Origin of the sequence: Achromobacter piechaudii NBRC 102461, assembly GCF_001571245.1 — a bacterium.
In the GTDB taxonomy this organism is placed as follows: domain Bacteria; phylum Pseudomonadota; class Gammaproteobacteria; order Burkholderiales; family Burkholderiaceae_B; genus Achromobacter; species Achromobacter piechaudii.
The window spans coordinates 484,925-511,562 of the sequence record NZ_BCTK01000006.1 but is presented as its reverse complement, the minus strand read 5'-3'; the positions used below and the strand labels follow the sequence as shown (position 1 = coordinate 511,562).

The window sequence follows — 26,638 nt, the reverse complement described above, 5'->3', positions numbered from 1 at the left end:
GGCCCGACCGGCGCGAATGCGCGTCAGTCGACGAACAGCGAGCTGACCGATTCCGCGTTCGAGATACGCAGGATGGTCTCGCCCAGCAGCGCGGCGCACGACAGCTGGCGGATCTTGCCGCTGGCCTGGCCTTGCTCGGAGAGCGGGATGGTGTCGGTGACGACCAGTTCGTCCAGTTCCGACGCTTCAATGCGGTCAATGGCGCCGCCCGACAGCACGGGGTGCGTGCAATAGGCGTAAACGGCGCCGGCGCCGCGGTCTTTCAGGGCCTGGGCCGCCTTGCACAGCGTGCCGGCGGTGTCGACCATGTCGTCCATGATGATGCAGGTGCGGCCGTCGACTTCACCGATGATGTTCATCACTTCCGACACGTTGGCGCGCGGGCGACGCTTGTCGATGATGGCCAGGTCGGCTTCCAGCTGCTTGGCCAGCGCACGGGCGCGAACCACGCCGCCGATGTCCGGGGACACCACGACCAGGTTCGAGAAATTGCGGCGCCAGATGTCGCCCAGCAAGATCGGACCGGCGTAGATGTTGTCCACGGGGATGTCGAAGAAACCCTGGATCTGGTCAGCGTGCAGGTCCATCGTCAGGACGCGGTCAACGCCAGCCACTTGCAGCATGTTGGCGACGACCTTGGCCGAGATGGCGACACGCGCCGAACGCGGGCGGCGGTCCTGGCGGGCGTAGCCGAAGTACGGAATCGCGGCGGTGATGCGGCCCGCGGAGGCGCGGCGCAGCGCATCGACCATGACCATGATTTCCATCAGGTTGTCATTGGTGGGTGCACAGGTGGGTTGCAGGACGAAGACGTCCTTGCCACGCACGTTCTCGTTGATTTCGACCATCACCTCGCCGTCTGAGAAGCGACCGACGGTCATCTTGCCCAGGGACATATCGAGGTGGTTGACTACGTCCACGGCCAGCCGAGTGTTGGCCGTGCCCGTGAAGATCATGAAGCTATCGTTTGCCATGATGGATGATGCGATGGTCGTTGTAAGACACTAACGAGGTGATGCGGGGTGAAAACACCAGCGGATCCGGAAAATAAAAAAGCTGCTGAACCCGGGCCAGTGTCTTACAGGCGTGTTCAACAGCTTTTTTATGTATTCGGTTGGCTGGGGAGGAAGGATTCGAACCTTCGCATGCCGGAATCAAAATCCGGTGCCTTAACCAGCTTGGCGACTCCCCAACTATCTTGCAATCCAATTCCGCAACGGATGTTCAGTTAACCCAGTACATGCCTGCACTAACCGAAACCGTGGATGCGTTGTGCTGTTTGTTTCAACAGCGCCGCGCATTATAGCGGATATTTCTGTTTTCGCCAAAACGGCTTCGGAAAGTTCTGAGAATTCGGCGAATAAACACGCGCCTGATCCCGACATGCGTACAGGGTAACCCTGCTCTGCAAGCCACCGCGATGCCCTGAGCACTTCAGGATAAAGACGGTGAACTACCGGCTCCAGATCATTTTTCCCGAAGGAAAAAGTTGGCGAAGCAAGAAAGTCCGCTATTGTGATGTAAGAAGAATCCCTTGTCAAATCGGGTGCGGAAAATATTCCAACAGTCGGCACGCTGGTGTCTGGTTGCGCCACCAGATAGGCGCGATCAGGCAGCGTCACGGCGGTCAGCGCTTCGCCAACGCCTTCAGCGAAAGCCGATTGCCCGAACACGAACACCGGCACGTCTGCGCCCAGCGGCAGCGCCAGGTCCATGAGCTCGCGGCGGGTAAGGCCGGTGTTCCACAGCTTGTTCAATGCGATCAGCACAGTGGCCGCATCGCTCGAACCACCGCCCAGCCCGCCGCCCTGCGGAATGCGCTTTTCCAGGCCGATCTGCACGCCCTGGCGCGTGCCGGTCGCGCGTTGCAGCGCACGCGCGGCGCGCAAGGTCAGGTCGTCATCTTCGGACACGCCGGCAAGTTCAGTGGCGCGGCTGATGACGCCATCAGCACGCGCGTCGAAATGCAGCGTGTCGCACAGGTCGATGAAGCGGAAAACGGTTTGCAGCAAGTGGTAGCCGTCAGCGCGACGGCCCACCACATGCAGGAAAAGGTTCAGCTTGGCGGGAGCAGGAACGTCGTACAGAGTCACAAAAGACAACCGGTGCGGGACAAGCCCACATTCTAGCCACGCGCCGGCCCCTGCGCCGTGTAATACGGCACGTCGATGCGCGCAAGCGGCGGCCGATCGCGCAGATGATCCGCCAGCTTTTCCGCCATCATGATGACGGGCGCATTCAGGTTGCCCGTCACGATGTCCGGCATGATGGACGCATCGATCACGCGCAGCGCTTGCAGCCCATGCACGCGCCCATAGCCATCTACCACCGCCATCGGATCCGACGCCGCGCCCATCTTGTTCGAGCATGACGGGTGATAGGCCGTCTCAGCGTTCGCGCGCACGAAGGCGTCCAGTTGCGCATCGCTTTCCAAGCCCTCGCCCGGCGATATTTCGCGGCCCGCATACGGCGCCAGCGCCGGTTGCGAAAAGAGTTCGCGCGTGATGCGCAGCGCCGCGCGAAATTCACGCCAGTCCTGTGGATGCGACATGTAGTTGAACAGGATGCTGGGATCGTCGTGCGGCGAGCGCGAACGGATATGCACGCGCCCCCGGCTGGGCGAACGCATGGAACCCACGTGCATCTGAAAGCCATGCACCTTGATGGGCTTGGAGCCGTTGTAATTCATGGCAACAGGCAGGAAGTGATATTGCAGGTTCGGCCACGCGAAGTCATCGTGACTGCGTATGAAGCCGCCCGCTTCGAAGTGATTGCTGGCGCCGATGCCCTTGCCCGTGAACAGCCACTGCGCGCCGATCGCAGGCTGATTGCGCAGCTTGAGCGCCGGGGCCAGCGACACGGGCTGCTTGCATTCGTACTGCACGTACAGCTCCAGGTGATCCTGCAAGTTTTCACCCACGCCGGGCAGCTCGTGCCGCACGCCGATGCCCATGCCGCGAAGCAAGGCCGCCGCGCCCACGCCCGAGCGTTGCAGGATCTGCGGCGACGCGATGGCGCCCGCGCACAGCAGCACCTCGCGCCGCGCGAAGCTGCGGTGATACTGGCCATGCTGTTCCCAGGCCACGCCTTCTGCGCGCAGCCCGGAAAACAGAATCACATCGGTCAAGGCGCGGGTGACGATCGTGAGGTTGGCGCGCCCGCGCGCCTGGTCCAGATAGCCGCGCGCCGTGCTGGCGCGACGCCCGCGCGGCGTGACGGTGCGGTCCATCGGCCCGAAGCCTTCCTGCTGATAGCCGTTCATGTCTTGCGTACGCGCGTAGCCCGCCTGCTCGCCCGCGGAAATCATGGCGTCGAACAAGGGGTTGTTGCCGGCCTTGGGCGTGGTGACGCTGACGGGCCCATCGTCGCCGTGATAATCGCAAGCGCCAACGTCACGGCTTTCCGCCTTCTTGAAATACGGCAGGCACGACAGGTAGTCCCAATGCGCCAACCCGTCGACACGCGCCCAGTGGTCATAGTCCAGCGCGTTGCCACGGATGTAGCACATGCCGTTGATCAAGGACGAACCCCCCAGGCCCTTGCCGCGTCCGCAATCCAGACGCCGGCCATTCAGATGGGGCTCCGGGTCGGTCTTGTACGCCCAGTTGTAGCGCGTGCCTTGCAAGGGCATGGCCAGTGCGGCCGGCATCTGCGTGCGGAAATCGAAGCGGTGATCCTGCCCGCCCGCTTCCAGCAACAGCACCGTGGTGCCAGGATCTTCGGTCAGCCGCGTCGCCAGCGTGTTGCCCGCCGATCCCGCGCCGATGATGATGTAGTCGTATTCGCGCTTGATGGACATTGTCTCCCCCTCAATGCGTACAGAAAACGGGCCGCCCGGCAGCAAGCGGGGCGCCCGTCGTGGCGATATACCGGGCGCCGGTGCGCCGGTGCGCCGATGCGCCGGATCGATCAGAACACCGAGGCGTAAGGCCCGAGTTCGACCTGCACCGATTTCGTCTGCGTGTACTGCGCCAGCGCGTCCAAGCCGTTTTCGCGTCCCAGGCCAGACTGCTTGTAGCCGCCCACCGGCATCTGCGCGGGCGATTCGCCCCAGGTGTTGATCCAGCAGATGCCTGCCTGCAAGCGATGCGCGATACGGTGCGCGGCGGCAAGGTCGTTGCTGACCACGCCCGCCGCCAGCCCATAGCGGCTGTCGTTAGCGCGCTGCACGACTTCGTCTTCGCTTTGGAAAGACAGGATGCTCATGACGGGGCCGAAGATTTCTTCCTGCACGATCTCCATGCTGTCGTCGCAGTCGGTGAATACGGTGGGCGCCACGTAAGCGCCCTTGCCCAGCGCGCCGTCCGTCAGCCGCTCACCGCCCGCCAGCAGTCTGGCGCCCTCGCGCTTGCCGATTTCGATCCAGCTCAACACATGATCCATGTGAGCCGCGCTGACCAGGGGCCCGAAGTTGGTGCGAGGATCGAAGGGGTCGCCGATACGCATGCGCGCCACGCGCTCCAGCACGGCGGCTTCGAACGCCGGCTTTTGCGAGTGGTGAACGAAGACGCGAGTACCATTGGTGCACACCTGGCCCGAGCTGAAGAAGTTCGCCATCATGGCGATGTCCGCCGCGCGCTCGACACACGCATCGGGCATCACGATCAACGCGGACTTGCCGCCCAATTCCAAGGTGACGCTTTTGAGCGATGCCGCCGCCACGCCCATGACCTGCTTGCCCGTATCCACACCGCCCGTGAACGACACTTTCGCAATGCCCGGGTGGCCGGTGAGCCAGTCGCCGATCTCGCGGCCGCTGCCCAGCACCACGTTGAAAACGCCGTTGGGCAGGCCTGCTTCGGTGTAGATCTCGGCCAACCTGAGCGCCGTCAGCGGCGTGATTTCGGCCGGTTTGAAGACCATCGCATTGCCCGTCACCAGCGCCGCGGCCGACTTCCACATGGCGATCTGGACGGGATAGTTCCATGCGCCGATGCCGGCAATCACGCCCAACGGCTCGCGCCGTGTGTAGAAGAAACTGGAATCGCGCAGCGGCACCTGGATGCCCTGCACCGCCGCCGCCAACCCCGCGTAGTACTCGATGACGTCCACGCCGGTGGCGATATCGACAGTACGGGTTTCGGACAGCGGCTTGCCGGTATCCAGCGTCTCCAGTTCAGCGAGCTCATCATTGCGTGCTCGCAGCAATTGCGCGGCGCGCAACAGCACTTGCGCGCGCTGGGCCGGGGTGCGCGCAGCCCACGCCTTTTGCCCTTCCTGCGCGCTGGCGACAGCGCGGTCGATGTCCTGCCGGGCGGCCACCTGCACTTCCGCCAACACCGCGCCGTTGGCGGGGTTCACCGTTGTGATGGTCTTGCTGCTGATGGCGTTGGTGCGCCGGCCATGGATATAGAGTTGCTGGATGGGCAAGGGCATGAGGGATCTTCCTATTGTCGAAGTGAGGGCGGGCCCAGAGCCGGTCCGCCCTCGGATTGGCTGCGTGCAAGCAGCAGGTCCACGTAGTCGTACGCAACGGCGCGCGCTTGTTCGCCGGCAAAGTCGGCGCCCATCAGCCCCCCGCGCAGCCACAGGCCGTCGATCATGGCGGCCAGGCCGCGCGCGGCCTCGCGCGCTTGCGCCAGCGGCAATGCGCGTTGGAACTGGCAACACAGGTTGGATTGCAGGCGGCGGTCGTTGGCGCGTTGCAGCCGGCCAAGGCGCGGCTGGTGCATGCTGGCGGCCCAGAACGTCAGCCACGCCCGCATGGCGCTGCGCGAAACCTGCGTGGGCACGAAGTTGCCGTCGATGATGGCGCGCAGTTGCGAGCGGGCGTCTGGCTGCGCGGCAAGGCGCGCGCGCGAGACCGAATCGCGCAGGTTGCGCAGCAATTCCCGCATGGACGCTTCCAGGAGGCCGTCCTTGTCGCCGAAGTAATGACTGATGATGCCCGTGGACAATTTCGCCGCGCGGGCGATGTGCGCGATGGAGCTTTCGGCCAACCCGACCTGATCGATGGATTCAAGCGTGGCCTGAATGAGCTGGTTGCATCGAATGGGCTGCATTCCGACTTTTGGCATATTGGGTGGGGCTCCGACGGGTGGCATGGCGGCCGCATGAGGGCTGGCCGCCGAGTGCGGTCGAGTCTAATTTATATTGATTGATCGTTCAATATAAAAACGGTAAGGTGCCGCAGACACATCGGAAGGCATCCCGGCAGCATCACGGCAGCATCACCACTTGGGAGACAGCGGTGCGGCATGATCAGATCACTTCGGCGAAGCCGAGAGGGGCCGCGCCGGGCAGGCGCGGATGGCTTGCGCAGACCAACCCCGTCGTTTTCCTCTGTGCGTCCGGCGCCGTGCTGTTGATCGGCGCCCTGCTCATCTGGCAGCCCGCTGCCTCGCAGACCTGGCTTGAAGCGGCGCAGTTGCTGGTGGCGTCGCATTTTGGCTGGTACTACATGCTTGCGATGACGGTCAGCGTAGGCTTTGCGCTGTGGCTGGCCCTGTCGCGCCACGGCGCGCTGCGGCTGGGCGATGACGACGAGCCCCCGGAATTCAGCTATCTGTCCTGGGTGTCCATGCTGTTCTCATCCGGCATCGGCATCGCGCTGGTCTATTACGGCGTCTACGAACCCCTGGACCATTTCCTGATGCCCCCCACCGGCGCGGGCGCCACGCGCGAGGCGGCGCGCCAGGCCTTGACGCTGACCTTCCTGCACTGGGGCATCCATGGCTGGACGCTCTACGCGCTGACCGCCACGGCGCTTGCCTACTTTGCCTACCGCCACAAGCAGCCGCTGGCGCTGCGTTCCCCTTTGCAGGCGCTGACGGACAAGCCCTTGCCCAGATCCGTGGGCCACGCCGTGGACGGCTTCGGCGTGCTGGCCACGATCGTCTCGATGGTCACCAACCTGGGGCTGGGCGCGTTGCTGTTGCACGCAGGCCTGACGTATCTGCTGAACGTGCCCGACACGGCCGCGGCCCAGGTGCCCATCGTCATCGTCATGATGGTCGTGGCCACGGGCGCGGCGGCGCTGGGCATCAAGCGCGGCATCGCCATCCTGTCCAACGTCAACACCGCGCTGATGTGCCTGCTGCTGCTGTTCGTCTTCCTGACCGGCCCCACGCGCCTGCTGCTCGACGGCATGGTGCAGAACGTGGGCGACTATCTCAGCGCGTTCCTGGGCAAGAGCTTCGACCTGTACCTGTATGACCTGAACGCCGTGCGCTGGACCAGTTCCTGGACCATCTTCTACTGGGCATGGTGGATCGGCTGGGCGCCTTTCGTGGGCATGTTCATCGCGCGCATTTCACGCGGGCGGCGCATCCGCGAGCTGATCTTCGGCGTGATGCTGGTGCCGCTGGGCTTCACGCTGGCGTGGCTGTCGATCTTCGGCAATACCGCCATCAACCTGGTGCTGAACGACGGCGCGGCGGCGCTGGGCCAGATGGCCTTGGCCAATCCGCCGATGGCGTTCTATACGTTGATGGAATATCTGCCGATGACGCAGTGGGTGGCGGGCGTCGGCGTGGTGATGGCGTTCATGCTGTTTCTGACGCCGGTCGATTCCGGCACGCTGATGATCGCGAACCTGTCCGCGCGCAATGCCGACGCCGGGCAGGACGCGCCCATCTGGCTGCGGGTGTTCTGGGCCGCGCTGACCACCATGCTGGGCGTGGGCCTGCTGCTGGCGGGCAACTTCAACGCGATGCAGACCGCCGTGGTGCTGTGCGGCCTGCCTTTCTCGGTGATCTTGCTGGCCTACATGGCGAGCCTGTATCGATCGCTGGCCCGTGACAATCCCGAACCCAGCCGCCAAACCGCCACGCGCTGATGCACTGCGTGGATGGGCCGCGCGAGGCGCGATGCCTGGGTTTTCATTGGCCACCGGTCTAGTGATGCCAAGCCGGATCCAGCGCCAGCCCCAGCTTTTGAAGGCGGGTTGAACACCCGCCCGCGCGCCTCAAGGCTGATTGACCACCAGCCGCACCATGATGCGGCGGCCCGGTTCCTGGCGTTGCAGAACCAGCATCTGCGGACCCAGGTTGTCGTAGCGCGACAGGTTCGCGCGCCAACCGCCTTGTTCGAACGCCGTCGGCCGGCCCAGGTCGTCGCGCGTGACTTCCGAGGCTTGCGGGTCAGCCGGCAGCTTGCCGCGCAGCCAGTCTCGCAGCCCCGACACGGGCATGCTGCTGCCCAAGGCTTCTTCGGCCAAGGCGTCGGGGTTGTTGGCTTCCAGGCGCGTGCCGTCGGCCTTGGTCAGGCTGGCCGCGCCGGGCCGCCCTTCCACGCGTGCTTCGGTCGAACCCAGTGGGTTGGTCAGGTCAAGCACATAGCGCCGCCCGTCGTCCGACCACGAGAAACCGCCCTGCACGGCATTTTGCTTGCCGCCTTCTTCGTTGACCGTAATGGCGAAGCGGCCGATGCGAGAGAACGCATCGGCGCTGGCGCCTTCGATAGGTTTGGGCGTGGTGGTGCAAGCGGCCAGCGTGGCCGCCAGCAATGCCAGCAGCGCCCAGCGCAAGCCGGCCATCATGCCGGGCAGGCGTCGCATTGCCGTCAACATCACAGATTGATCCCCAAGCGCTTGATCACGTCCTGGACGGTCTTGTTCTTGGGATCCTTCATCAGCGCCACCCGCAGCAACTCGACGGCCTGATCGCGCTTGCCCTGGCTCCAGAGCACTTCGGCCAGATGCGCGGCGATGTCGGCTTCCGGGCGCACGCTGTAGGCGCGGCGCAGATATTGCGCGGCCGATTCGGATTCGCCCATGCGGTACTTGACCCAGCCCATGCTGTCCAGGATGAACGGATCGTTCGGCGACAGTTCAAGCGCCTGGGTGATCAGGTCCAGCGCTTCGGGCAGCCGCTGGTTGTGGTCAGCCAGCGTGTAGCCCAAGGCGTTGTAGGCGTGGGCGTGGTCCGGGTCCAGCGCGATGACCTGGCGCAGCATGCGTTCCAGGTCGGCCAGCCGGTTCTGGCGTTCGTACAGCATCGCCAGTTCGTACTTGATTTCGACGGTGTCCGGCAGCGCCTGGTCGGCGGCTTCCAGGGTGCTGACCGCCTGCGGCACGCGATCGGCGTCGCGCAGGATCTGCGCCTTGGTCAACACGCCCAGCGTGCGTTCCTCGTCGTCTTGCGGGCCCGCGGCGTCGATCATGGCCAGCGCGTCATTGACGCGGCCGCTCTTGGCGCGCAGCGCGGCTTGCCGCATGTGGACGGAATAGCGCAGCGTCGGGTCGTCGATGCGGCCCAGTTCGTTGATGGCCTCGTCGTAGTTGCCCTGGTCTTCGGCGATGCGCGAGAGCAGCACGTGCGCGTCCGCCGCGGCCGCGCCGGCGTCGGTCGCGCCCGGGACGGTGGCGCGCTGGCGCTGCTGCTGCACGTCAAGGTACTGCTGCAACAACGTCTTGGCTTGCTGCAACTGGCCGGCCTTGTAAGCCAACTGGGCCTGCATGAAGAGCAGGTCGAAGTCTTCCGGCGACCGCCGCGACATGGCTTGCAGTTCGGTCAGCGCGCCGTTGTAGTCGCCGCTATCGGCCAGTTGGCCCGCCAGCATCAGGCGGACCTTGCGGGCATTGGGGTGGCGGTTGATGTAGGCGCGGGCTTCGGTCTGGGCGCGCTGCGGATCCACCTTGGAACCGTATTCCAGCAGGCGCTGGGCGGCGGCTTCGGATTTGGGATCGGCGGCCAGGGCGGCGCGCGATTCCTGCGTGGCGCGTTCGTAGTCGCCAGCGGCAGAGGCCACATCGGCCAGCGCCAGGTGCGCGGCGGGCAGCTTGCGCACGTTGTCGCTCAAGGATTCGTCAAGAATGCGCAGCGCCAGGCGGCGGTCGTTCAGGCGGCTAAGTACGGCGAGCGCCTGCCCGATGGCAGCCGGCTTGTCGCGCGAGGAGTCGATGCGGTTGCGCAGCGCCTGGGCCAGACCCTTGGTCTGGCCGTTGGCGGCAGCCAGCGCCAGCTCGGTGGAGCTGGCTTCGATGTCATTCGGGGAAAGGCGCGCCCATACCCGGGCGGCGTCCAGAGCGCCGGCCAGATTGCCACCGGCCAGCTGGAATTCCAGGCCTCGACGCGCCAGGCGGGGGTCTCCCGTGTCGCGGGCGAGGCCGACCATGGTGGTTGCCGCCGTGCCGTACATGCCGCGCTGGGCGGCGATCTCTGACGCGAGGACGCGATAGAAGATGTCGGCGGTCAGCGAGACATAGGGCAGTTGGCCCGGCCGCAGGCGGATCACCTCGGTTTCTGGCTGGCGGTTCTGCGGGGCCATACGAGGCCCGGTCGCATCACGCGTCCGGCTGTCGGCCGCCTGGGCTGGCAGCGCAAAACCTGTTGCTAGCGCAAGCGCCAACACGGCGATCCCGATATTCATTTGTTTGAAAGACGACTTCACGCGGCCCGTCCGGTTGATGGCACAATCTTCGTACACGCAATTGATGATCTTACACTGGCTCATGCCGGAACTGCCTGAAGTCGAAACCACGCGTCGAGGAATCGACGCCGTCATCACCGGCCGGACGCTCAAGCGCCTGGTCATCCACGAAGCCCGCATGCGCTGGCCCATCCCGACCGACCTGCCCGCCCTGATCGGCGGGCGCGACGTGCTGGAGTGCGCGCGCCGGGGCAAGTACCTGCTGCTGCGGTTCGAACACGGCACCCAGATCGTGCATCTGGGCATGTCCGGATCCCTGCGCAGCGTCGCGCCCGGGGAATTCCTGCGCAAGCACGACCATGTCGAATGGATATTCGAGAACGCGGTGCTGCGCCTGCACGACCCTCGCCGTTTCGGCGCGGTGTTGTGGCATGCCGACGCCGACGGCCCCATCGACGCGCACCCGTTGCTGGCCAAGCTGGGCATCGAGCCCTTCGACCCGCGCTTTGACGGGGCGTGGCTGCACCGGCACTTCAAGAATCATGGCGCCGCCATCAAGCAGGTGCTGCTGGCGGGCATGGCGGTCGTCGGCGTGGGCAATATCTACGCATCCGAAAGCCTGTTCCGCGCCCGCATCAACCCCAAGACGCCCGCCAACAAATTGTCGCTGGCGCGCTGCGAACGGCTGGCCGACATGGTGCGCGCCACGCTGGCCGACGCGCTGACCTCAGGCGGCAGCACGCTGCGCGACTATGTTGGCGCCACCGGCGAGCCGGGCGCGTACTTCGACATCCATGCCGCCGTCTATGAACGCGAAGGCAAACCCTGCCGCGTCTGCGAAACCCCCATCCGACGCTTCGTCCAGGGCCAGCGAGCCACTTACTACTGCCCCAAGTGCCAAAGGAACTAAGCCCAACATCCTGAAATTACTGGGGAAATCCCTGTAAAGCATCGACCATTTGTTTATAGCGAACGTATTGCACAAACACTAACGCCACGCTATATTCCTTCCACACATCTATTCCTATAAAAGTGGAAGGAGCCTCCATGAGCAAGCAATTCGCCTCGCACGCCGACATGGACGACAAGGTCGTCTCGTTCGAAAAACTGTCCGACAACGCCTACGCGTACACCGCCGAAGGCGATCCCAATACGGGCGTGATCATTGGCGACGAGGCCGTCATGGTGATCGACACCCAGGCCACGCCGGTCATGGCGCAGGACGTGATCCGCCGCATCCGCGAAGTGACGGACAAGCCCATCAAGTACATCCTGCTGTCGCACTACCATGCCGTGCGCGTGTTCGGCGCTTCTGCCTATAACGCCCAGGAAATCCTGGCCAGCCGCGACACCTACGACCTGATCGTCGAACGCGGCGAACAGGACAAGGCCAGCGAAATCGGCCGCTTCCCCCGCCTGTTCCGCAACGCCGAATCGATCCCGCCGGGCCTGGTCTGGCCGACGATGACGTTCAAGGGCGAAATGACCGTCAACCTGGGCAACCTTGAAGTCAAGCTGCTGCAAGTGGGCCGCGGCCACACCAAGGGCGACACCATCGCCTGGCTGCCGGAACAGAAGATCCTGTTCGCGGGCGATCTGGTCGAATACCAGTCCACCCCGTATTGCGGCGACGCCTACTTCCGCGACTGGCCCAGCACGCTGGACGCGCTGTCCGGCTTCGAAGCCGAAAAGATGGTGCCCGGACGCGGTCCGGCGCTCAAGAACGCCACCGAAGTGCGCCAGGGCCTGGCCGGCACCCGCGCGTTCCTGACCGATCTGTACGGCGCCGTGAATCGCGGCGTGGCCGAAGGCAAAGACCTGAAGACCATCTACCGCGAGGTCTACGACTTCATGAAGCCGCGTTATAGCGACTGGGTCATCTTCGATCACTGCATGCCGTTTGACGTGTCGCGCGCCTATGACGAGGCCTCGGGCCACACGCACCCGCGCATCTGGACCGACAAGCGCGACCTGGAAATGTGGGCGCAGCTGGAGGGCTGATCCCGCCGGGCCGCCCCGCGCGGCCCTGACCGATTGCAGCAAGAACCGAAGACGCGCGTCGCGAAGACGGCGCGCGGCTTCGCGCATAAAAACAAAATGACCCACACAGGAGACAACCGTGGGAGACATCGACTTTCAGGCGATGGAGTTCGCCTATGAAAAACACGCCGACCAGAGCGCCGGCGCGGCCCCGCGCCATCAGGTCGTGGTGGTGGGCGCAGGCCCGGTCGGCCTGACCACCGCGCTGGACCTGGCGCGCCAAGGCGTGCGCGTGGTGGTGCTGGATGACGATTACCGCTTGTCCACCGGCTCGCGCGCCATCTGTTTTTCCAAGCGCACGCTGGAGATCTGGGACCGCCTGGGTGTCGGCCAGCGCATGATCGACAAGGGCGTGTCGTGGAACGTGGGCAAGGTGTTCTTCCGCGAACAGGAAGTGTGGCGCTTTGACCTGCTGCCCGAACCCGGCCACCGCCGCCCCGCCTTCATCAACCTTCAGCAGTACTACGCCGAAGGGTATCTGTACGAGCAGGCCCGCCAGGAACCGAATATCGACCTGCGCTGGAAAAACAAGATCGCGGCCGTTGTGCAGACCGACAACGGCGTGGACCTGACGATCGAAACGCCCGAAGGCCCATACGCCCTGCACGCCGACTGGCTGGTCGCCTGCGATGGCGCGCGCTCGCCGGTGCGCAAGCTGATCGGCCAGGAAAGCCATGGCCGCATCTTCCGCGACCGCTTCCTGATCGCCGACGTCAGGATGAAGGCCGACTTTCCGACCGAACGCTGGTTCTGGTTCGATCCGCCCTTCCATCCCAACCAGTCCGTACTGCTGCACCGCCAGCCGGACAACGTCTGGCGCATCGACTTTCAGCTGGGCTGGAACGCCGACCCCGTAGAAGCCGTCAAGCCGGAAAACGTGCTGCCGCGCATCCGTGCCCTGCTCGGGCCCGACGCGCAATTCGACCTGGAATGGGTCAGCGTCTACACCTTCGCGTGCGAACGCATGGACAAGTTCCGCCACGGCCGCGTGGTGTTTGCCGGCGACTCCGCGCACCGCGTATCGCCATTTGGCGCACGCGGCGCCAACAGCGGCGTACAGGACGCCGAGAACCTGGCCTGGAAGCTCAAGCTGGTGCTGGCTGGGCTGGCCCCGGACGCGCTGATCGACAGCTACAGCGACGAGCGGGAATACGCCGCCGACGAGAACATCCTGAACTCGTCGCGCGCCACCGATTTCATCACCCCCAAGAGCGACATCAGCCGCAGCTTCCGCAACGCCGTGCTGAACCTGGCCAAGACGCATCCCTTCGCCCGCTCGCTGGTGAACAGCGGCCGCTTGTCGCTGCCCGCCACGTATACGGCGTCGCCGCTGAACACGCCAGACACCGACGCGTTCACCGGCCGCATGGTGCCCGGCGCGGTCGCGCTGGACGCGCCGATCACGTTGAACGGCGAAAAAGACTGGTGGATGGCGCAACTGGACGGCGGCTTCGTGCTGGCCCTCTTCTGCGGCAGCGCGCTGCCGGACAGCGATACGCAGTCCGCGCTGCAAGCGCTGCGCCTGGGCGCGGTGCCCGTGAAGACGGTGCTGGTGGTGGACCCGCAGTGTGATGTTTCGGGTCTGGCTGCCGACCTGCCCGTGGTGGCGGACGTGGAAGGATGCCTGTCCAAGCGCTACGACGCCCAAGCCGGCACCGCCTACCTGATCCGCCCCGACCAGCACATCGCCGCGCGCTGGCGCGCCTTCAACGCCGACGCGCTCGCCGCCGCCGTCAAGCGGGCCACGGGCCACGCGTGAACCCAGAGGTCATCCCATCATGCTGATTACCGACACCAACCTGAGCGCGCCCGACGACTTTTACGAAGCGCTGATCGAAACGCACCGCGACCTGAGCAATGAGCAAAGCCAGGAGCTGAACGCGGCGCTGATCCTGCTGCTGGCCAACCACCTGGGCGATGTCGCCCTGCTGCGCGAGGCCTTGCAGCTGGCCCGAGCCTCGGTGCTGACCCAGTCAGAGGTGGCCACGCAATAGCCTAGCCGCCCCTATCGTCCGCCGCCCACGCCGAAGGTATTGACGATCAAGGCGCGCAGCCATTGGTTGCCGCTGTCCCGGTCGACGCGGCGCTGCCAATACAGATTCGTTTGCAGCGCCGGCACCTTCACGGGCGGCGTCATGAAGCGCAGGCCAAAGGGCGGCGCGGCACTGGCCGCCAGCTTTTCGGGCACGGTGGCCAGCAGATCCGTTGCACTGACGATATAAGGCACGGCAGAAAAATGCGGCACGCTGAAATGTTCGGCCAGCACGATCCCGGCGCGCTCCATTGATTGGTTCACCTGCCCGTACGGCGCGGCGCGCGACACGATCAGATGGCGCTCGCCGCGAAACGCCTTGATGCCCATGCCCGCATGCGCCGTCGGATGCGCCTGCCGGAACAGGGTGGCGTAACCCTGGCGGAACAGCATGCGCTGTAGCGTCCCCGCCCCCATTTCATCGAACGCGCCTATCGCCAGATCGACCCGGCCCGATTCCATTTCGCGCGGCAGGTCCGGGCCTTGCACCCGGACGGAATCGATGCGCACATGCGGCGCCACCTGCACGCACACTTCCATCAGGCGCGGCATGAAGTGGATTTCGCCCACGTCCGTCATCGCCACGCGAAAGCGCCGGTTGCTGGTTGCGGCGTCGAACACGTCCTGGTCCTGCAACGCCTGCGTCAGCATGGTCAGCGCCTCGCTGACCGGGCCGGCCAGGCGCTGCGCCCGGGGCGTGGGCAGCATGCCCTGGCCGGTACGCACGAACAGTTCATCGCCGAATGCCTCGCGCAGACGGCGCAGCGCATTGCTGACGGCCGGCTGCGTCAGGTCCATGCGGCGCGCCACGGCCGACAGGTTGCGGTCTTCCAGCAGGTGCTGGAACAGGATCAGCAGATTCAAATCGACGTTGCGCAGCTCGGCCATCGCGCCCCCTACTATTCACAAAATTTATAGTCTGTATTTTTGCATTCCCATAGCCGTATGGGGTGTTTTTTCCGACAATGACGGATCGCCTCGGGCTTTGCCCCCCCGGCTCTCATACCGACCGCGCGGCCACGCACCGCGCCGCCACAGGAGGAATTCATGGAACTGCAATATCTGACCGGGTTCGGCAACGACTGCGCCACCGAGGCCCTGCCCGGCGCGCTGCCCGTAGGTCGCAATTCGCCGCAGCAATGCCCCTATGGCCTGTATGCCGAACAGTTGTCCGGCACGGCCTTCACCGCGCCGCGCAACGAGAACCGGCGTTCCTGGCTGTACCGCATCCGCCCGGGCGCGCAGCACAAGCCCTTCGAACCGTTCGGCGGCGCGGCCGGCTGGGAAAGCACGTTCGGCCACGGCCCCGTCACCCCCAACCAGCTGCGCTGGAGCCCCCTGCCCATTCCCCAAGCGCCCACCGACTTCCTCGAAGGCGTGAAGACCTGGGGCGGCAACGGCGGCCCCGACGAACAGGGCGGCGTCGCCATCCATCTGTACGCGGCCAACCGTTCGATGCAAGGCCGCTACTTCTACAACGCCGACGGCGAACTGCTGCTGGTGCCGCAACAGGGCCGGCTGCGCCTGGCCACCGAACTGGGCCTGATCGACCTTGAGCCGCTGGAGATCGCCGTGATTCCGCGCGGCGTGCGCTTTCGCGTCGAACTGCTGGACGCCGAAGCGCGCGGCTACATGCTTGAGAACTTCGGCGCGGCCTTGCGCCTGCCGGAACTGGGCCCGATCGGTTCGAACTGCCTGGCGAACGCACGCGACTTCAAGACGCCTGTGGCCTGGTACGAAGACATCGAAGGCGACTTCGAATTGATCGCAAAATTCACGGGCGGCTTCTGGCGCGCCCCGATCGATCATTCGCCGCTGGACGTCGTGGCCTGGCACGGCACGCACGCCCCCTACAAGTACGACCTGCGCCACTTCAACACCATCGGATCGATCAGCTTCGATCATCCGGACCCGTCGATCTTCACCGTGCTGACCGCGCCGTCCGACACCCCGGGCACGGCCAACATGGACTTCGCCATCTTCCCGCCGCGCATCCTGGCCATGGAAGACACCTTCCGTCCGCCCTGGTTCCACCGCAACGTCGCCAGCGAATTCATGGGCTTGATCCAGGGCGTGTACGACGCCAAGGCCGAAGGCTTCGCGCCCGGCGGCGCCAGCCTGCACAACTGCATGAGCGGCCACGGCCCCGACGCCGAAACGTTCGAGAAGGCCTCGCACGCTGATACCCACAGCGCCCACTACATCCGCGATACGATGGCGTTCATGTTCGAAACGCGCCGGGTGATACGCCCGACCGCGCAGGCGCTGGCCTCGGGACAATTGCAGAACGACTACTACCGTTGCTGGCAGGGCATCGTGAAGCACTTCAACCCCAACAAGGCGTGACGGCGAGCCCTCGCTGATCCACGTTCACGGCGATGCGCGCAAGCGCATCGCCGTTTGGCATTCATTCGGCTTGCCGGCCACCCACACTTATCAAAGAGACATGCAGCCATGACCACCACGATCAACGAAACCCACGACCCGTCCTTGAAGAGCTGGGTCGCCAGCGCCAACGCCGACGCGTCGGATTTCCCGGTGCAGAACCTGCCTTACGGCGCCTTCCGCCGCAAGGATTCGAACGAGTCGTTCCGCCCCGGCGTGGCCATCGGCGACCAGATCCTGGACCTGGCCGCGCTGGCGGCCAAAGCGCCGTTCGAAGGCCTGGCCGCCGAAGCATTGGCCGCCTGCGACAGCGATAGCCTGAATGCGTTGATGGCGCTGGGCCAGGCCCACTGGAGCGCGCTGCGACTGGCCTTGTCGCGCGCCTTGCGCGAAGGCGCCGCGTTGCGCGCAACCATCGAGCCGCTGCTGGTGCCGCAAGCCAGCGCGCAGTACACCACCCCGGCGCGCATCGGCGACTACACCGACTTCTACATCTCGCTGCACCACGCCACCGCCATCGGCAAGCAATTCCGTCCGGACAATCCGCTGCTGCCCAACTACAAGTGGGTGCCTATCGGTTATCACGGCCGCGCCTCCAGCATCGGCGTGGACCAGAAGTTTCCGCGCCCCGTCGGCCAAACTCGCCCCGCCAATGAGGGCGAGGCCCCGCAATTCGGCCCCTGCGCACGACTGGACTACGAGCTTGAACTGGGCATCTTCGTGGGCACCGGCAACACGCAAGGCGACCGCATCGACCTGGCCGACGCCGACCAACACGTCTTCGGCCTGTGCATCCTGAACGACTGGTCCGCACGCGACATCCAGGCGTGGGAATACCAGCCGCTGGGCCCCTTCCTGTCCAAGAACTTCGCCTCGACGATTTCGCCGTGGATCGTCACGATGGAAGCTTTGGAACCGTTCCGCACGCAGTGGAACCGTGGCCCGTCCGAGCCGCAACCGATGCCGTATCTGGCGTCCGACGCGAACCGCGCCAAGGGCGCTTACGACGTGCAGCTGGAAGTGCTGATGACCACCGCGCAATCGCGTGAAGCCAAGACGCCGCCCGTGACGCTGTCGCGCAGCAACTTCCGCGACGCTTACTGGAACGTGGCGCAATTGATCGCGCATCACACGGTCAACGGCTGCAACCTGCAACCGGGCGACATGCTGGGCACGGGTACGCTGTCCGGCCCGCAACCGTCCGAAGCCGGTTCCCTGCTGGAACTGAGCCACGGCGGCAAGTCGCCGATCGACCTGCCCTGGGGCGAGAAGCGCACGTTCCTGCAAGACGGCGACCAGATCATCATGCGGGCCGCCTGCGTGAAGGCAGGCTATCCGAAGATTGGCTTCGGCCAGTCCGTCGGCCAGGTTTTGCCCGCCAAGCTGTAAGGCGGACATCGCGCAACGCGCCACCATCAGGCGCGGCGCTGCGACCGAATACACGTAAGGCCGCTCGCGCGGCCTTACGTTTTTCTTGGGCTGCCGGTGCTTGTCAGGGCAACCGGTATTTTTCTTCGCGATAGGCCCAGCTTGCCCACAAGGCATGCGCCAGCGCCTCGTCGGTCAAGGCCGGGTCCGCCGGCTCGATGGGCGCATAGACTTCGTCCTTGCCCACCGGCGCGGCTTCGTAGCGGAATTCACGGGGCGGCTTGGCCGGCTCCAGCACCAGCAATTTGTCGCCTTGCAGATATCCGAAATTGTCGGCGTACTGCATCATCGCGCGGTTCGGATCGCGTTGCGTCAGGTCGGCGCCCAACATCGGATTGACGTTGTCCAGCCCGATCAGCGATAGCAGCGTGGGCGCCATATCGATCTGGCTGACCAGCCGCTCGTCCTGGCGCGGCGCAATGCCCGCGCCCAGGAACAAGGCGGGAATCTGGAAGTGGCGCACCGGAACCGGGATCGATCCATACACGCGCGAATCGTGGTCGGCGATCACCAGGAACACCGTGTTGTCCCAGTACGGCGCCTGCCTGGCCTTATCAAAGAATTGCCCCAGCGCCCAATCCGCATAGCGCACCGTGTTGTCCACCGTGGCGGGGTCGCCCACCGGCTTGATGCGGCCTTCCGGATATTCCCAGGGCGAATGGTTCGATACGGAAAACGCCAGCGTGAAGACGGGCTTGTCGCCATCGGCTCGCAGCAGGCGGTCGACCTGATTGAACATGTCTTCGTCGGACGCCCCCCACGAGCCTTCGAATACCGGGTTCACGAACTTCGGACGATCCACGACTTCGTCGAAACCGTTGCCCAGGAAGAACGCGCGCATATTGTCGAAGTGCGACTCGCCGCCATACACGAAGCGCGAGTGATAACCATGCTTGCCCAGCACCTGCGCCAAGGTGAAAAACCCCGTCTGCGAACGCGGCAGCTTGACCACCGCGTCGGCCACGCTGGGCAGGAAACCCGCCGTCACCGCTTCGATGCCGCGCACGGAGCGCGTGCCCGTGGCGTAGGCGCGATGGAACATCCAGCCTTCCTTGGACAGACGATCGATGTTGGGCGTCAGATCGCGCCCGCCCAGGCTGCCCACGTACTGCGCGCCCAGGCTCTCTTGCAGGATGATCACCACGTTCAGCGGCTTGTCGCGCCGCACCGTGGCTTTCTGTTCATGCAGGCTGGGATAGCGCGCGTCCAGCGGCTCGCCGGTCAGGCCGGCCTTTTCGCGGACGATGGCGTTCATGCGGTCCACCGGCATCCGCGGGTACATCGCGGCCGACGAACGTTCGTCGCGCATGCGATAGGCCGCGTCGAACACGCTGTACAGCGAATTGAGCGCCAACGCGTTGACCATGGAATCCGAGCTGAACGCCACCTTGGCCGGGTTGATGGGACGGTGCTCCAGCGTGCCGCGCGCGCCCAACACCACCAGCGCCAGGATCACGAAAGACGCAATCGGCCGCTTCCACCACGCCATGAACCCATCGCGCGTACGCGTCGGGAACATCTTGAACGCCAGCCAGGCCGCCACCACCAGCACCACGAATGCGGCCAGCAGCACGCCCTTGTAGCCCTGCCACAGCATCGATCCCACTTCCTTGGGATTGAGCAGGTAGATGAAATACAGCCGGTTCGGCCGCGTGTCGTATTCCGCAATGAACTGCGGCGTGGACACTTCCAGCAGCACATACAGCATCCACCAGATGCGGAACCACCACGCGGTGATGCGCGCCGCCAGCGGGCGATGCCCGAACCACGGCGACAGCACGGCAGGCAGCGCAATCACCATCGACAGCAGGCAGACGTCGATGCGCAGCCCGCCCAGCAGCACCGGCCACAAACCGCCCGCGGCCTGCACGCGGTCCCACATCCAGAACGACAGCCCCAGCCGCGACAAGGTCAGCAGCACCAGGACGGCGAGAATGAATCGAAGTGTCAGGCGACGCATGCGACAAACCTCCGCAAGGGGCGGATCGCGTTCGCCGCCAATAGTGAAAGAATGCCGCCGTCCATGCCGAGCAAAACCATGCCGCCTCGTAAACCGAAATTGAAAACGGGCAAAGATTAACGCGGTTTGGCGGGGCGGGCAGCGTTATCGTTCCGACGCTCGTTGTACGACATCGTATTTCGATCGAAACTGGCCGGCCCGAATGCGCGGCGCACGCAAGGCTTACTGGGCGCGGCGCAGGCGCTCGCGACTATTGCTCAGGTGCGTGCGCATGGCGGCGCGCGCGGCCTCCGCGTCCTGGCGCATGATCGCGCTGTAGATGTCTTCGTGTTCGAGGTTCACACGCGCCAGATAGGCGGCGCGATCTTCATGCGCGAACTTGGCGGAATTGATGCGCGTGCGCGGAATGATCGCCGACCCCAGATGCGACATCAGGTCGGCGAAGTAGCGGTTGTCGGTGGACTGCGCCACCAACAGATGAAACTGGAAATCGGGCGTGATCGTGTCGCCGCCACTATCCAACGCGCTTTTGAACAGGTCCAGCGCGCGCCGCATTTCCTGCAACTGCACGTCGCTGCGCCGGATCGCGGCCAGGCCCGCAGCCTCGCTTTCCAGGCAGATGCGCAGCTCAAGCAGCACCAGCACGTCACGCACCGTAGCAATGTCGGCCGGGTCCACGCGGAAGTCGACGCTGCCGCTGGGCTCCAGCGCGTAGGTGCCCACCCCATGATGCGTCTCGACCAGCCCCGATGCCTGAAGACGCGACAGCGCCTCGCGCACGACGGTTCGGCTGACGCCGAACTGGCGCATGATTTCGGACTCGGTGGGAAGCTTGTCGCCAGGGCGGATCTCGCCGCTGCGGATGCGTTCGGAGATGCTCTCGACCAAGCCTTGAGCCAGATTCCGGGGACGACGCTGCGGCAAGACGGGGGTATCGACAGGAGCGTTCATCAGGGTTAATCCGAAAATGAGTGCAAAGGCTTGACGCTGAAATTTGCGGCTAATTATACTTTGCGCAAGTTGTACGACAACGTACCAGATACGTTCCCACTCCGCACCTTTCACCGAGCGTTGCGACATGAGCCGAACCGTCAACCCGCCGTCAGCGACCATCCGCTGCCAGCGCCTGCTTCTGACCGGCGCCGCCGGCGGCCTGGGACAAGTGCTCCGTCCCCGACTCAAACTCCATGCCGAGCGGCTGCGCGTCTCCGACGTAGCGCCCCTGGGGCCGGCCGAGCCAGGCGAAGAGGCCATGCCCTGCGATCTGGCCGATGCGGCTGCCGTGTCCACGCTGGTGCAAGGCGTGGACGCCATCGTGCATCTGGGCGGCGTGTCGGTCGAGCGTCCGTTCGAAGAGATCCTGCCCGCCAACGTCCAGGGGGTCTACAACCTGTACGAGGCCGCTCGCGTGCATGGCGTGCGGCGCGTGGTGTTCGCCAGTTCGAATCACGTCATCGGCTTTTACGAACAGGGCCAGCAACTGGACGCCGACGTTCCGCCCCGCCCCGACGGCTATTACGGCCTGTCCAAAGCCTACGGCGAACAACTGTCGCGCTTTTATTTCGACCGCTACGGCATCGAGACCGTGTGCCTGCGCATCGGGTCCTCGTTTCCCGAACCCCGCGACCGTCGCATGCTGATCACCTGGCTCAGTTACGACGACCTGACCGAGCTGGTCACGCGCGCGCTGTTCACGCCCGACGTGGGGCATCTGATCGTCTATGGCGCATCGGCCAATCGCGATAGCTGGTGGCGCGACGACGCGGCCCGCGTGTTGGGGTTCGTTCCCAAGGATTCTTCCGAGCGATTCCGCGCGCAGGTCGAAGCGCAGCCGCCGCTTGCCGCCGACGACCCCGCCGCCCGCTACCAGGGCGGCGCGTTCGTCAAGGCTGGCCCGTTTCCCTTTCCGGCCAAATAGGCGCCACCATGCCCGCAAGCGCCGAACGCGTGGGGGACCTGTTGTGCAGCGTCGGAGAAAGCCCGGTCTGGCGCGCCAGCGAACAGGCCTACACCTGGACCGACATCCCCAATCGAACGCTCTGGCGCTGGTCGCCCGCCACCGGCGAATTCGCCGAATGGGCGCTGCCGCAGATGGCGGGCTGCATCGCCCCGCGCGGCGCGGGCTGGCTGCTGGCGATGGAAGACGGCGTGTACCGCTGTGACACCCTGCGGCCCGGCGAACCCTGCCTGCCCCAACGCCTGGCCGGCGTCACGCACGCGGCCCCGAACATGCGCTTCAACGATGGCCGCTGCGACCGGCAAGGCCGCTTCCTGGCGGGCACGATGGTGATGGACATGGGCCGCGCGCAGCCGGCCGGCCGCCTGTATCGGCTGGACGCCGACGGCCTTGCGGTACTGCTGGACGACCTGATCGTGCCCAACGGACTGGCCTTCAGCCCGGACGGCAAGACGATGTACCTGTCCGATTCCCATCCGTCCCGTGCCATGGTCTGGGCTTTCGACTACGACGTCGACAGCGGCACGCCGCGCAACCGCCGCCCCTTCATCGCCGCGCTGCCCGCCGGCCGGCCCGATGGCGCCGCCGTGGACGCCGACGGCGGCTATTGGATCTGCGGCAACGACGCCGGCCGCATCTATCGCTACACGCCCGATGGGCGGCTGGACCTGACGTTCAGCGTGCCCGCCCGCAAGGTCGCCATGTGCGCCTTTGGCGGCGCGGGCATGGACACGCTTTTCATCACCTCGATACGCCCCGCCGATGCCGTCCCCGGATCCCTGGACGGCGCGGTGTTCGCCCTGCGCCCCGGCGCGCGGGGCCTGGAGGAAACCGCAAGCACCGGTTAGCACCCGACCGGGGCGGCCGCGCCGCGCCCCACGCAAAGTAGGTCTGTACACGAAGAGCTTCGAGGCCATCCCGGCCCATAACGAAACGCCGTACTCCAACCGGAGGTAGACATGCTGCGCCCCATCCTGACCCGCGCCATCCTGGCGGCGGCTGCCTTGCTGACGCTCGTTCCCCTATCGCACGCCGCCGAGCTGCGTTCCGCCGACATTCACCCCGACGACTACCCCACCGTGCTGGCCGTGCGCCAGTTCGGCGAACTGGTCAAACAACGCACGAACGGCCGCATCACCGTCAAGGTCTACGCGGGCGGCGCGTTGGGCAATGAGGACGATTCGATCGAACAGGTGAAACTGGGCGCGCTGGCCATGGCGCGCGTGTCCAGCGCCGCCATGCACAACATCTGCCAGACCACGCGGGTGCCGTCGCTGCCATTCCTGTTCCGGTCGAAAGAGCATCTGCACAAGGTCCTGGACAGCGAAATCGGCGAGCAGATCCTGCGCTCTTGCGAGGCCGCGGGCTTTGTCGGCCTGGCCTGGTATGACAGCGGTTCGCGCTCGATGTACACGCGCAACAAGCCCGTCAAGACGCTGGCCGACGCCAAGGGCATGAAGATCCGCGTGCAGCAGTCGGACCTTTCCGTCGCCATGGTCGAAGCGATGGGCGGCAACGCCACGCCGATGCCGATGGGCGAAGTCTATACGTCGCTGAAGACGGGCCTGGTGGACGCGGCCGAAAACAACTTTCCCAGTTATGAAAGCGCGCATCACTACGAGGTCGCCAAGTATTACTCGATGACCGAACACACCATGACGCCGGAGATCCTCATCTTTTCCAAGCGCCAATGGGACAAGCTCGCGCCCGAAGACCAGAAGATCCTGCGCGAGGCGGCGCGCGAGTCGGTGCCGTTCATGCGCAAGCTGTGGGACGAGCGCGAGCAGAAGTCGCGCGCCGTGGTCGAGAAGTCCGGCTCGCAGATCGTGGACGTGGACAAGGCGTCTTTCCAGGGTGCGATGAAGCCGGTGTATGACCGATTCGTCACCACGCCCGACATGAAAGACCTGGTCTCGAAGATCCAGGCTGTTCAGTGAGGGCGACATGTTGGCCACACCCACGAATGAAACCCGTGTAGCGGCGGACGGCCGGGCGCAAGCCCTGGCCGGCCCGCTGGACGCGTACACGCGCGGCTGCGCCTGGCTGGCGCGAGCCTGCATGTGGACCAGCGTGATCGGGCTGATCTGCCTGATCATCGCGGTCAGCTTGCAGATCTTCGGCCGCCACGTCCTGAACAGCACACCCACCTGGGCCGAAAGCCTGGCCCTGCTGCTGGTGCTGTACGTCACCATGCTGGGCGCGGCGGTCGGTGTGCGCGACGCGGGACATATCGGCTTCGAGTCGCTGCTGGACGCCCTGCCCGCAAATGGCCAACGGCGGCTGCGCATTTTCATCCATCTGCTGGTGCTGCTCTTCGGCGTGCTGATGGCGTGGAACTGCGGCGTGCTGGCCGAATCGGTATCCGCCTACAAGATCCCCAACCTGGGCATCTCCAATGCCTGGAAATACATCCCCGCAACTCTGTCGGGCACCTTGATCGCGCTCTTTTCCCTTGAGCACATCATCGCCATCCTGCGCAACCATAAGGTGGTACCGGCATGGCGCTGACACTGCTTTCGTTCACGTTCATGGGCTTTCTGGTGATTGGCGTGCCGGTGGCGTTCGCCATCGGCCTGTCATCCCTCACCGCGATCATGGTCGAGGACCTGCCGCTGGCGGTGGCGTTCCAGCAGATGACCTCGGGCATGAACGCGTTCTCGTTCCTGGCCATTCCCTTCTTCATCTTCACGGGTGAATTGATGCTCTACGGCGGCATCGCCGACCGCATCGTCGCCTTCGCCAAATCGTTGGTGGGGCATGTGCGCGGCGGACTGGGCATGTCCAATGTGGTGGCCTGCACGCTGTTTGGCGGCGTGTCGGGCTCGCCCGTGGCGGACGTGTCGGCAATGGGGTCCGTGATGATCCCGATGATGAAGCGCGAGGGCTATCACGCGGACTACGCGGTGAACGTCACCACGCACGCGGCCTTGGTGGGCGCGCTGATGCCGACCAGCCACAACATCATCATCTACACGCTGGCCGCGGGCGGCAAGGTGTCCATTGCGGCCTTGATCGCGGCTGGCGTCGTGCCCGCGCTGATCCTGACGTTGTGCAACCTGGCCGCGGCGTACTTCGTGGCCCGCAGCCGGGGTTATCCGGCGGGCACGTTCCCGGGCTGGCGCATCGTCGGCCGTTCGCTCGCGGCAGCAACGCCGGGGCTGTTCGTCGTGGTGCTGATCATTACCGGCATCCTCAGCGGCGTCTTCACCGCGACGGAATCGGCGGCGGTCGCGGTGCTGTATGCACTGGCATTGACTGTCTTCATATACCGATCCCTGACGTGGGACCAGTTCGTGCGCGCGGCCAGCAAGGCGGTCAAGACCACGGGCGTGGTGCTGCTGCTGATCGGCATATCCGCCACCTTCGGCTATCTGATCAGCTTCTACGGCGTAGCGGAAAAGACCGGCGAGCTGATGGCCTCGGTATCGACCAGCCCCTGGGCCATCTTCCTGATGGTCAACATCATCCTGTTCGTGCTGGGCACGTTCCTGGACATGGCCGCGACCATCCTCATCTGCACGCCGATCTTCCTGCCGATCTGCATGCAGTACGGCATGGGACCCGTTCAGTTCGGCATCGTCATGCTGCTCAATTGCGCGCTAGGCTTGAATACGCCCCCGGTGGGCACGACCCAGTTCGTGGGATGCGCCATCGGCGGGGTATCGGTCGGGACGGTCATGCGCACGATCTGGCCTTTCTACGGCGCGCTGCTGGCGGCGCTGGCGCTGGTGACTTACGTGCCGGCGTTTTCGCTATGGTTGCCGGGCGTGCTGCTGAATTGATGACGCGCGCGTGGGGAGGGGCCGCGCATACCGGTCCCCCGCACGATGACCGGCATGAAGAACAGCGCCGCAAGAAACCACAGCAAGGTGGCCGACCACAGCGTCTGGCTCAGGAAGTGCGCGCCTTGCAGGATGCGCACCCCCGAAAACAGCACCCCCGCCGACACGCCGATGGCCAGCCCGCGCCAGCGCCATGCCGGCGATCCCAGCGCCCAGCCGACGAAGTAAAGGGTCAGCATCGAATAGCCCGCGCCCGCATGTCCGCTGGGCAACGCGCCCCCGGACCGCGCGCGCACCCACGTCCACCAGTGCGACGGATAGGGCGTATAGCCCCCAAGCGATTCCAGGTCATAGGGACGCGGCAATGTCGTGTAGTGCTTGAGCTGGTTCACCAGCAACTGGCCGACCAGGCAGGTCGCCGCCAGCGCCAGGGCCGCGCCCCGCCAGCGCCGCCAGGCCGGCACACGAAAGCTGGCCACCACCACCCCGACGGCAGCCAGCGCCACGCCGATAGGCAGCACCAGCACCAGGCGATGGCCCAGCATTTCAAGCAGGCGGTTGGAACGCAGGGGAAAGTCGTCCAGCGCCGGACTGAACAGCGCGTGCGCGATGCGCAAGTCCAGGCCCGATGCGTTGACCCACCAGGCGGTGGCCGCCAACGCCAGGGTCACGCCGAAAAGATGGCTGCACAAATACCAGGCAAGCGTGGGCGCACGCGCCGAATACAGCGGTGGGGACGGCAT

At 65.2% G+C, this 26,638-nt stretch carries 23 protein-coding genes and 1 tRNA gene; 12 read left to right on the top strand and 12 right to left on the bottom strand.

Annotated features, from left to right (window positions below; translation table 11 throughout):
* Positions 1-23: 23 nt before the first annotated feature.
* The 6 genes from API01S_RS14410 to betI form a co-directional block, all read right to left on the bottom strand.
* Entirely contained in the window at positions 24-974 is a 951-nt protein-coding gene (locus tag API01S_RS14410) for a ribose-phosphate pyrophosphokinase (RefSeq protein WP_006227587.1), read from the bottom strand.
* 141 nt (positions 975-1,115) lie between these two features.
* Positions 1,116-1,192: transfer RNA gene (locus API01S_RS14405), tRNA-Gln, on the bottom strand.
* A 1-nt stretch (position 1,193) separates the two neighbouring features.
* The gene (ispE, locus tag API01S_RS28850) at positions 1,194-2,093 is read right to left on the bottom strand and encodes a 4-(cytidine 5'-diphospho)-2-C-methyl-D-erythritol kinase (protein ID WP_082306080.1); all 900 of its coding nucleotides are present in this window, start codon (positions 2,091-2,093) and stop codon (positions 1,194-1,196) included.
* A 32-nt stretch (positions 2,094-2,125) separates the two neighbouring features.
* Positions 2,126-3,799 carry a choline dehydrogenase gene (gene betA, locus API01S_RS14395; protein WP_061304961.1) on the bottom strand — a complete coding sequence of 558 codons (1,674 nt, stop codon included), beginning with the start codon at positions 3,797-3,799 and terminating at the stop codon, positions 2,126-2,128.
* Between the two features lie 110 nt (positions 3,800-3,909).
* Positions 3,910-5,376 (bottom strand): betaine-aldehyde dehydrogenase, encoded by a 1,467-nt coding sequence (gene betB / locus API01S_RS14390; RefSeq protein ID WP_061304959.1) that lies wholly within the window; start codon positions 5,374-5,376, stop codon positions 3,910-3,912.
* A gap of 11 nt (positions 5,377-5,387) precedes the next feature.
* A complete protein-coding gene (gene betI / locus API01S_RS14385) occupies positions 5,388-6,017 on the bottom strand; it encodes a transcriptional regulator BetI (protein ID WP_006221674.1) in 630 nt (209 codons plus the stop codon).
* Positions 6,018-6,190: 173 nt separating this feature from the next.
* Here betI and API01S_RS14380 point away from each other — a divergent pair, with 173 nt between their 5' ends.
* Positions 6,191-7,777 (top strand): BCCT family transporter, encoded by a 1,587-nt coding sequence (locus API01S_RS14380; protein WP_084802429.1) that lies wholly within the window; start codon positions 6,191-6,193, stop codon positions 7,775-7,777.
* A 129-nt stretch (positions 7,778-7,906) separates the two neighbouring features.
* Here the strand turns inward: API01S_RS14380 and lolB are convergent, their stop codons facing one another.
* Positions 7,907-8,509, bottom strand: coding sequence for a lipoprotein insertase outer membrane protein LolB (gene lolB / locus API01S_RS14375; protein ID WP_006221676.1), 603 nt, complete (start codon positions 8,507-8,509; stop codon positions 7,907-7,909).
* Positions 8,509-10,395 (bottom strand): tetratricopeptide repeat protein, encoded by a 1,887-nt coding sequence (locus API01S_RS14370; protein WP_006221677.1) that lies wholly within the window; start codon positions 10,393-10,395, stop codon positions 8,509-8,511. Before API01S_RS14370 ends, lolB begins: the two co-directional genes overlap by 1 nt.
* Between API01S_RS14370 and mutM the strand changes: the two genes are divergently transcribed.
* From mutM to API01S_RS14350, 4 genes are all read left to right on the top strand, one after another.
* A complete protein-coding gene (gene mutM, locus API01S_RS14365; protein WP_006221678.1) occupies positions 10,394-11,221 on the top strand; it encodes a bifunctional DNA-formamidopyrimidine glycosylase/DNA-(apurinic or apyrimidinic site) lyase in 828 nt (275 codons plus the stop codon). The genes API01S_RS14370 and mutM overlap by 2 nt on opposite strands.
* Before the next feature lie 137 nt (positions 11,222-11,358).
* Positions 11,359-12,312, top strand: coding sequence for an MBL fold metallo-hydrolase (locus API01S_RS14360; protein ID WP_006221679.1), 954 nt, complete (start codon positions 11,359-11,361; stop codon positions 12,310-12,312).
* 118 nt (positions 12,313-12,430) lie between these two features.
* Complete coding sequence (locus API01S_RS14355) at positions 12,431-14,110, top strand: FAD-dependent oxidoreductase (protein ID WP_061304958.1); 1,680 nt, start codon at positions 12,431-12,433, stop codon at positions 14,108-14,110.
* 16 nt (positions 14,111-14,126) lie between these two features.
* Entirely contained in the window at positions 14,127-14,345 is a 219-nt protein-coding gene (locus API01S_RS14350) for a DUF2783 domain-containing protein (protein ID WP_174544680.1), read from the top strand.
* Between the two features lie 11 nt (positions 14,346-14,356).
* Here API01S_RS14350 and API01S_RS14345 read toward each other — a convergent pair whose 3' ends face one another.
* Positions 14,357-15,271 carry a LysR family transcriptional regulator gene (locus tag API01S_RS14345; protein ID WP_050729527.1) on the bottom strand — a complete coding sequence of 305 codons (915 nt, stop codon included), beginning with the start codon at positions 15,269-15,271 and terminating at the stop codon, positions 14,357-14,359.
* Positions 15,272-15,430: 159 nt separating this feature from the next.
* On the opposite strand from API01S_RS14345, the gene hmgA reads away from it, so the two are divergent.
* Positions 15,431-16,729, top strand: coding sequence for a homogentisate 1,2-dioxygenase (gene hmgA / locus API01S_RS14340; protein ID WP_050729528.1), 1,299 nt, complete (start codon positions 15,431-15,433; stop codon positions 16,727-16,729).
* A gap of 108 nt (positions 16,730-16,837) precedes the next feature.
* Positions 16,838-18,157 carry a fumarylacetoacetase gene (gene fahA / locus API01S_RS14335; protein ID WP_050729529.1) on the top strand — a complete coding sequence of 440 codons (1,320 nt, stop codon included), beginning with the start codon at positions 16,838-16,840 and terminating at the stop codon, positions 18,155-18,157.
* A gap of 103 nt (positions 18,158-18,260) precedes the next feature.
* On the opposite strand, the gene API01S_RS14330 is transcribed toward fahA, so the two are convergent.
* Together API01S_RS14330 and API01S_RS14325 are read right to left on the bottom strand one after the other, a co-directional pair.
* A complete protein-coding gene (locus tag API01S_RS14330) occupies positions 18,261-20,156 on the bottom strand; it encodes an LTA synthase family protein (RefSeq protein ID WP_061304956.1) in 1,896 nt (631 codons plus the stop codon).
* 222 nt (positions 20,157-20,378) lie between these two features.
* Positions 20,379-21,107 (bottom strand): FadR/GntR family transcriptional regulator, encoded by a 729-nt coding sequence (locus API01S_RS14325; RefSeq protein ID WP_061304955.1) that lies wholly within the window; start codon positions 21,105-21,107, stop codon positions 20,379-20,381.
* Positions 21,108-21,234: 127 nt separating this feature from the next.
* Here API01S_RS14325 and API01S_RS14320 point away from each other — a divergent pair, with 127 nt between their 5' ends.
* From API01S_RS14320 to API01S_RS14300, 5 genes are all read left to right on the top strand, one after another.
* Positions 21,235-22,074, top strand: coding sequence for an NAD-dependent epimerase/dehydratase family protein (locus API01S_RS14320; RefSeq protein ID WP_061304954.1), 840 nt, complete (start codon positions 21,235-21,237; stop codon positions 22,072-22,074).
* An 8-nt stretch (positions 22,075-22,082) separates the two neighbouring features.
* Positions 22,083-22,961, top strand: coding sequence for an SMP-30/gluconolactonase/LRE family protein (locus API01S_RS14315; RefSeq protein WP_061304953.1), 879 nt, complete (start codon positions 22,083-22,085; stop codon positions 22,959-22,961).
* A gap of 111 nt (positions 22,962-23,072) precedes the next feature.
* Positions 23,073-24,050, top strand: a complete 978-nt coding sequence (locus API01S_RS14310; protein ID WP_061304951.1) for a TRAP transporter substrate-binding protein — start codon at positions 23,073-23,075, stop codon at positions 24,048-24,050.
* 7 nt (positions 24,051-24,057) lie between these two features.
* On the top strand, positions 24,058-24,621 hold the full coding sequence (locus API01S_RS14305; RefSeq protein ID WP_084802428.1) for a TRAP transporter small permease: 564 nt from the start codon (positions 24,058-24,060) through the stop codon (positions 24,619-24,621).
* A complete protein-coding gene (locus API01S_RS14300; RefSeq protein WP_006221691.1) occupies positions 24,612-25,895 on the top strand; it encodes a TRAP transporter large permease in 1,284 nt (427 codons plus the stop codon). Before API01S_RS14305 ends, API01S_RS14300 begins: the two co-directional genes overlap by 10 nt.
* Here API01S_RS14300 and API01S_RS14295 read toward each other — a convergent pair.
* A complete protein-coding gene (locus API01S_RS14295; protein WP_061304949.1) occupies positions 25,847-26,638 on the bottom strand; it encodes a phosphatase PAP2 family protein in 792 nt (263 codons plus the stop codon). The genes API01S_RS14300 and API01S_RS14295 overlap by 49 nt on opposite strands.

Bases quoted from the DNA above. Each gene is read 5' to 3' on its own strand.
- API01S_RS14315 (WP_061304953.1), top strand. From the start codon at position 22,083: ATGCCCGCAAGCGCCGAACGCGTGGGGGACCTGTTGTGCAGCGTCGGA.
- API01S_RS14410 (WP_006227587.1), bottom strand. From the start codon at position 974: ATGGCAAACGATAGCTTCATGATCTTCACGGGCACGGCCAACACTCGG.
- API01S_RS14370 (WP_006221677.1), bottom strand. From the start codon at position 10,395: ATGAGCCAGTGTAAGATCATCAATTGCGTGTACGAAGATTGTGCCATC.
- API01S_RS14305 (WP_084802428.1), top strand. From the start codon at position 24,058: ATGTTGGCCACACCCACGAATGAAACCCGTGTAGCGGCGGACGGCCGG.
- mutM (WP_006221678.1), top strand. From the start codon at position 10,394: ATGCCGGAACTGCCTGAAGTCGAAACCACGCGTCGAGGAATCGACGCC.
- API01S_RS14360 (WP_006221679.1), top strand. From the start codon at position 11,359: ATGAGCAAGCAATTCGCCTCGCACGCCGACATGGACGACAAGGTCGTC.
- API01S_RS14345 (WP_050729527.1), bottom strand. From the start codon at position 15,271: ATGGCCGAGCTGCGCAACGTCGATTTGAATCTGCTGATCCTGTTCCAG.
- API01S_RS14325 (WP_061304955.1), bottom strand. From the start codon at position 21,107: ATGAACGCTCCTGTCGATACCCCCGTCTTGCCGCAGCGTCGTCCCCGG.
- lolB (WP_006221676.1), bottom strand. From the start codon at position 8,509: ATGTTGACGGCAATGCGACGCCTGCCCGGCATGATGGCCGGCTTGCGC.
- API01S_RS14320 (WP_061304954.1), top strand. From the start codon at position 21,235: ATGAGCCGAACCGTCAACCCGCCGTCAGCGACCATCCGCTGCCAGCGC.
- API01S_RS14310 (WP_061304951.1), top strand. From the start codon at position 23,073: ATGCTGCGCCCCATCCTGACCCGCGCCATCCTGGCGGCGGCTGCCTTG.
- API01S_RS14295 (WP_061304949.1), bottom strand. From the start codon at position 26,638: ATGCCGTCCCCACCGCTGTATTCGGCGCGTGCGCCCACGCTTGCCTGG.
- betA (WP_061304961.1), bottom strand. From the start codon at position 3,799: ATGTCCATCAAGCGCGAATACGACTACATCATCATCGGCGCGGGATCG.
- API01S_RS14300 (WP_006221691.1), top strand. From the start codon at position 24,612: ATGGCGCTGACACTGCTTTCGTTCACGTTCATGGGCTTTCTGGTGATT.
- hmgA (WP_050729528.1), top strand. From the start codon at position 15,431: ATGGAACTGCAATATCTGACCGGGTTCGGCAACGACTGCGCCACCGAG.
- fahA (WP_050729529.1), top strand. From the start codon at position 16,838: ATGACCACCACGATCAACGAAACCCACGACCCGTCCTTGAAGAGCTGG.
- betI (WP_006221674.1), bottom strand. From the start codon at position 6,017: ATGCCAAAAGTCGGAATGCAGCCCATTCGATGCAACCAGCTCATTCAG.
- API01S_RS14330 (WP_061304956.1), bottom strand. From the start codon at position 20,156: ATGCGTCGCCTGACACTTCGATTCATTCTCGCCGTCCTGGTGCTGCTG.
- betB (WP_061304959.1), bottom strand. From the start codon at position 5,376: ATGCCCTTGCCCATCCAGCAACTCTATATCCATGGCCGGCGCACCAAC.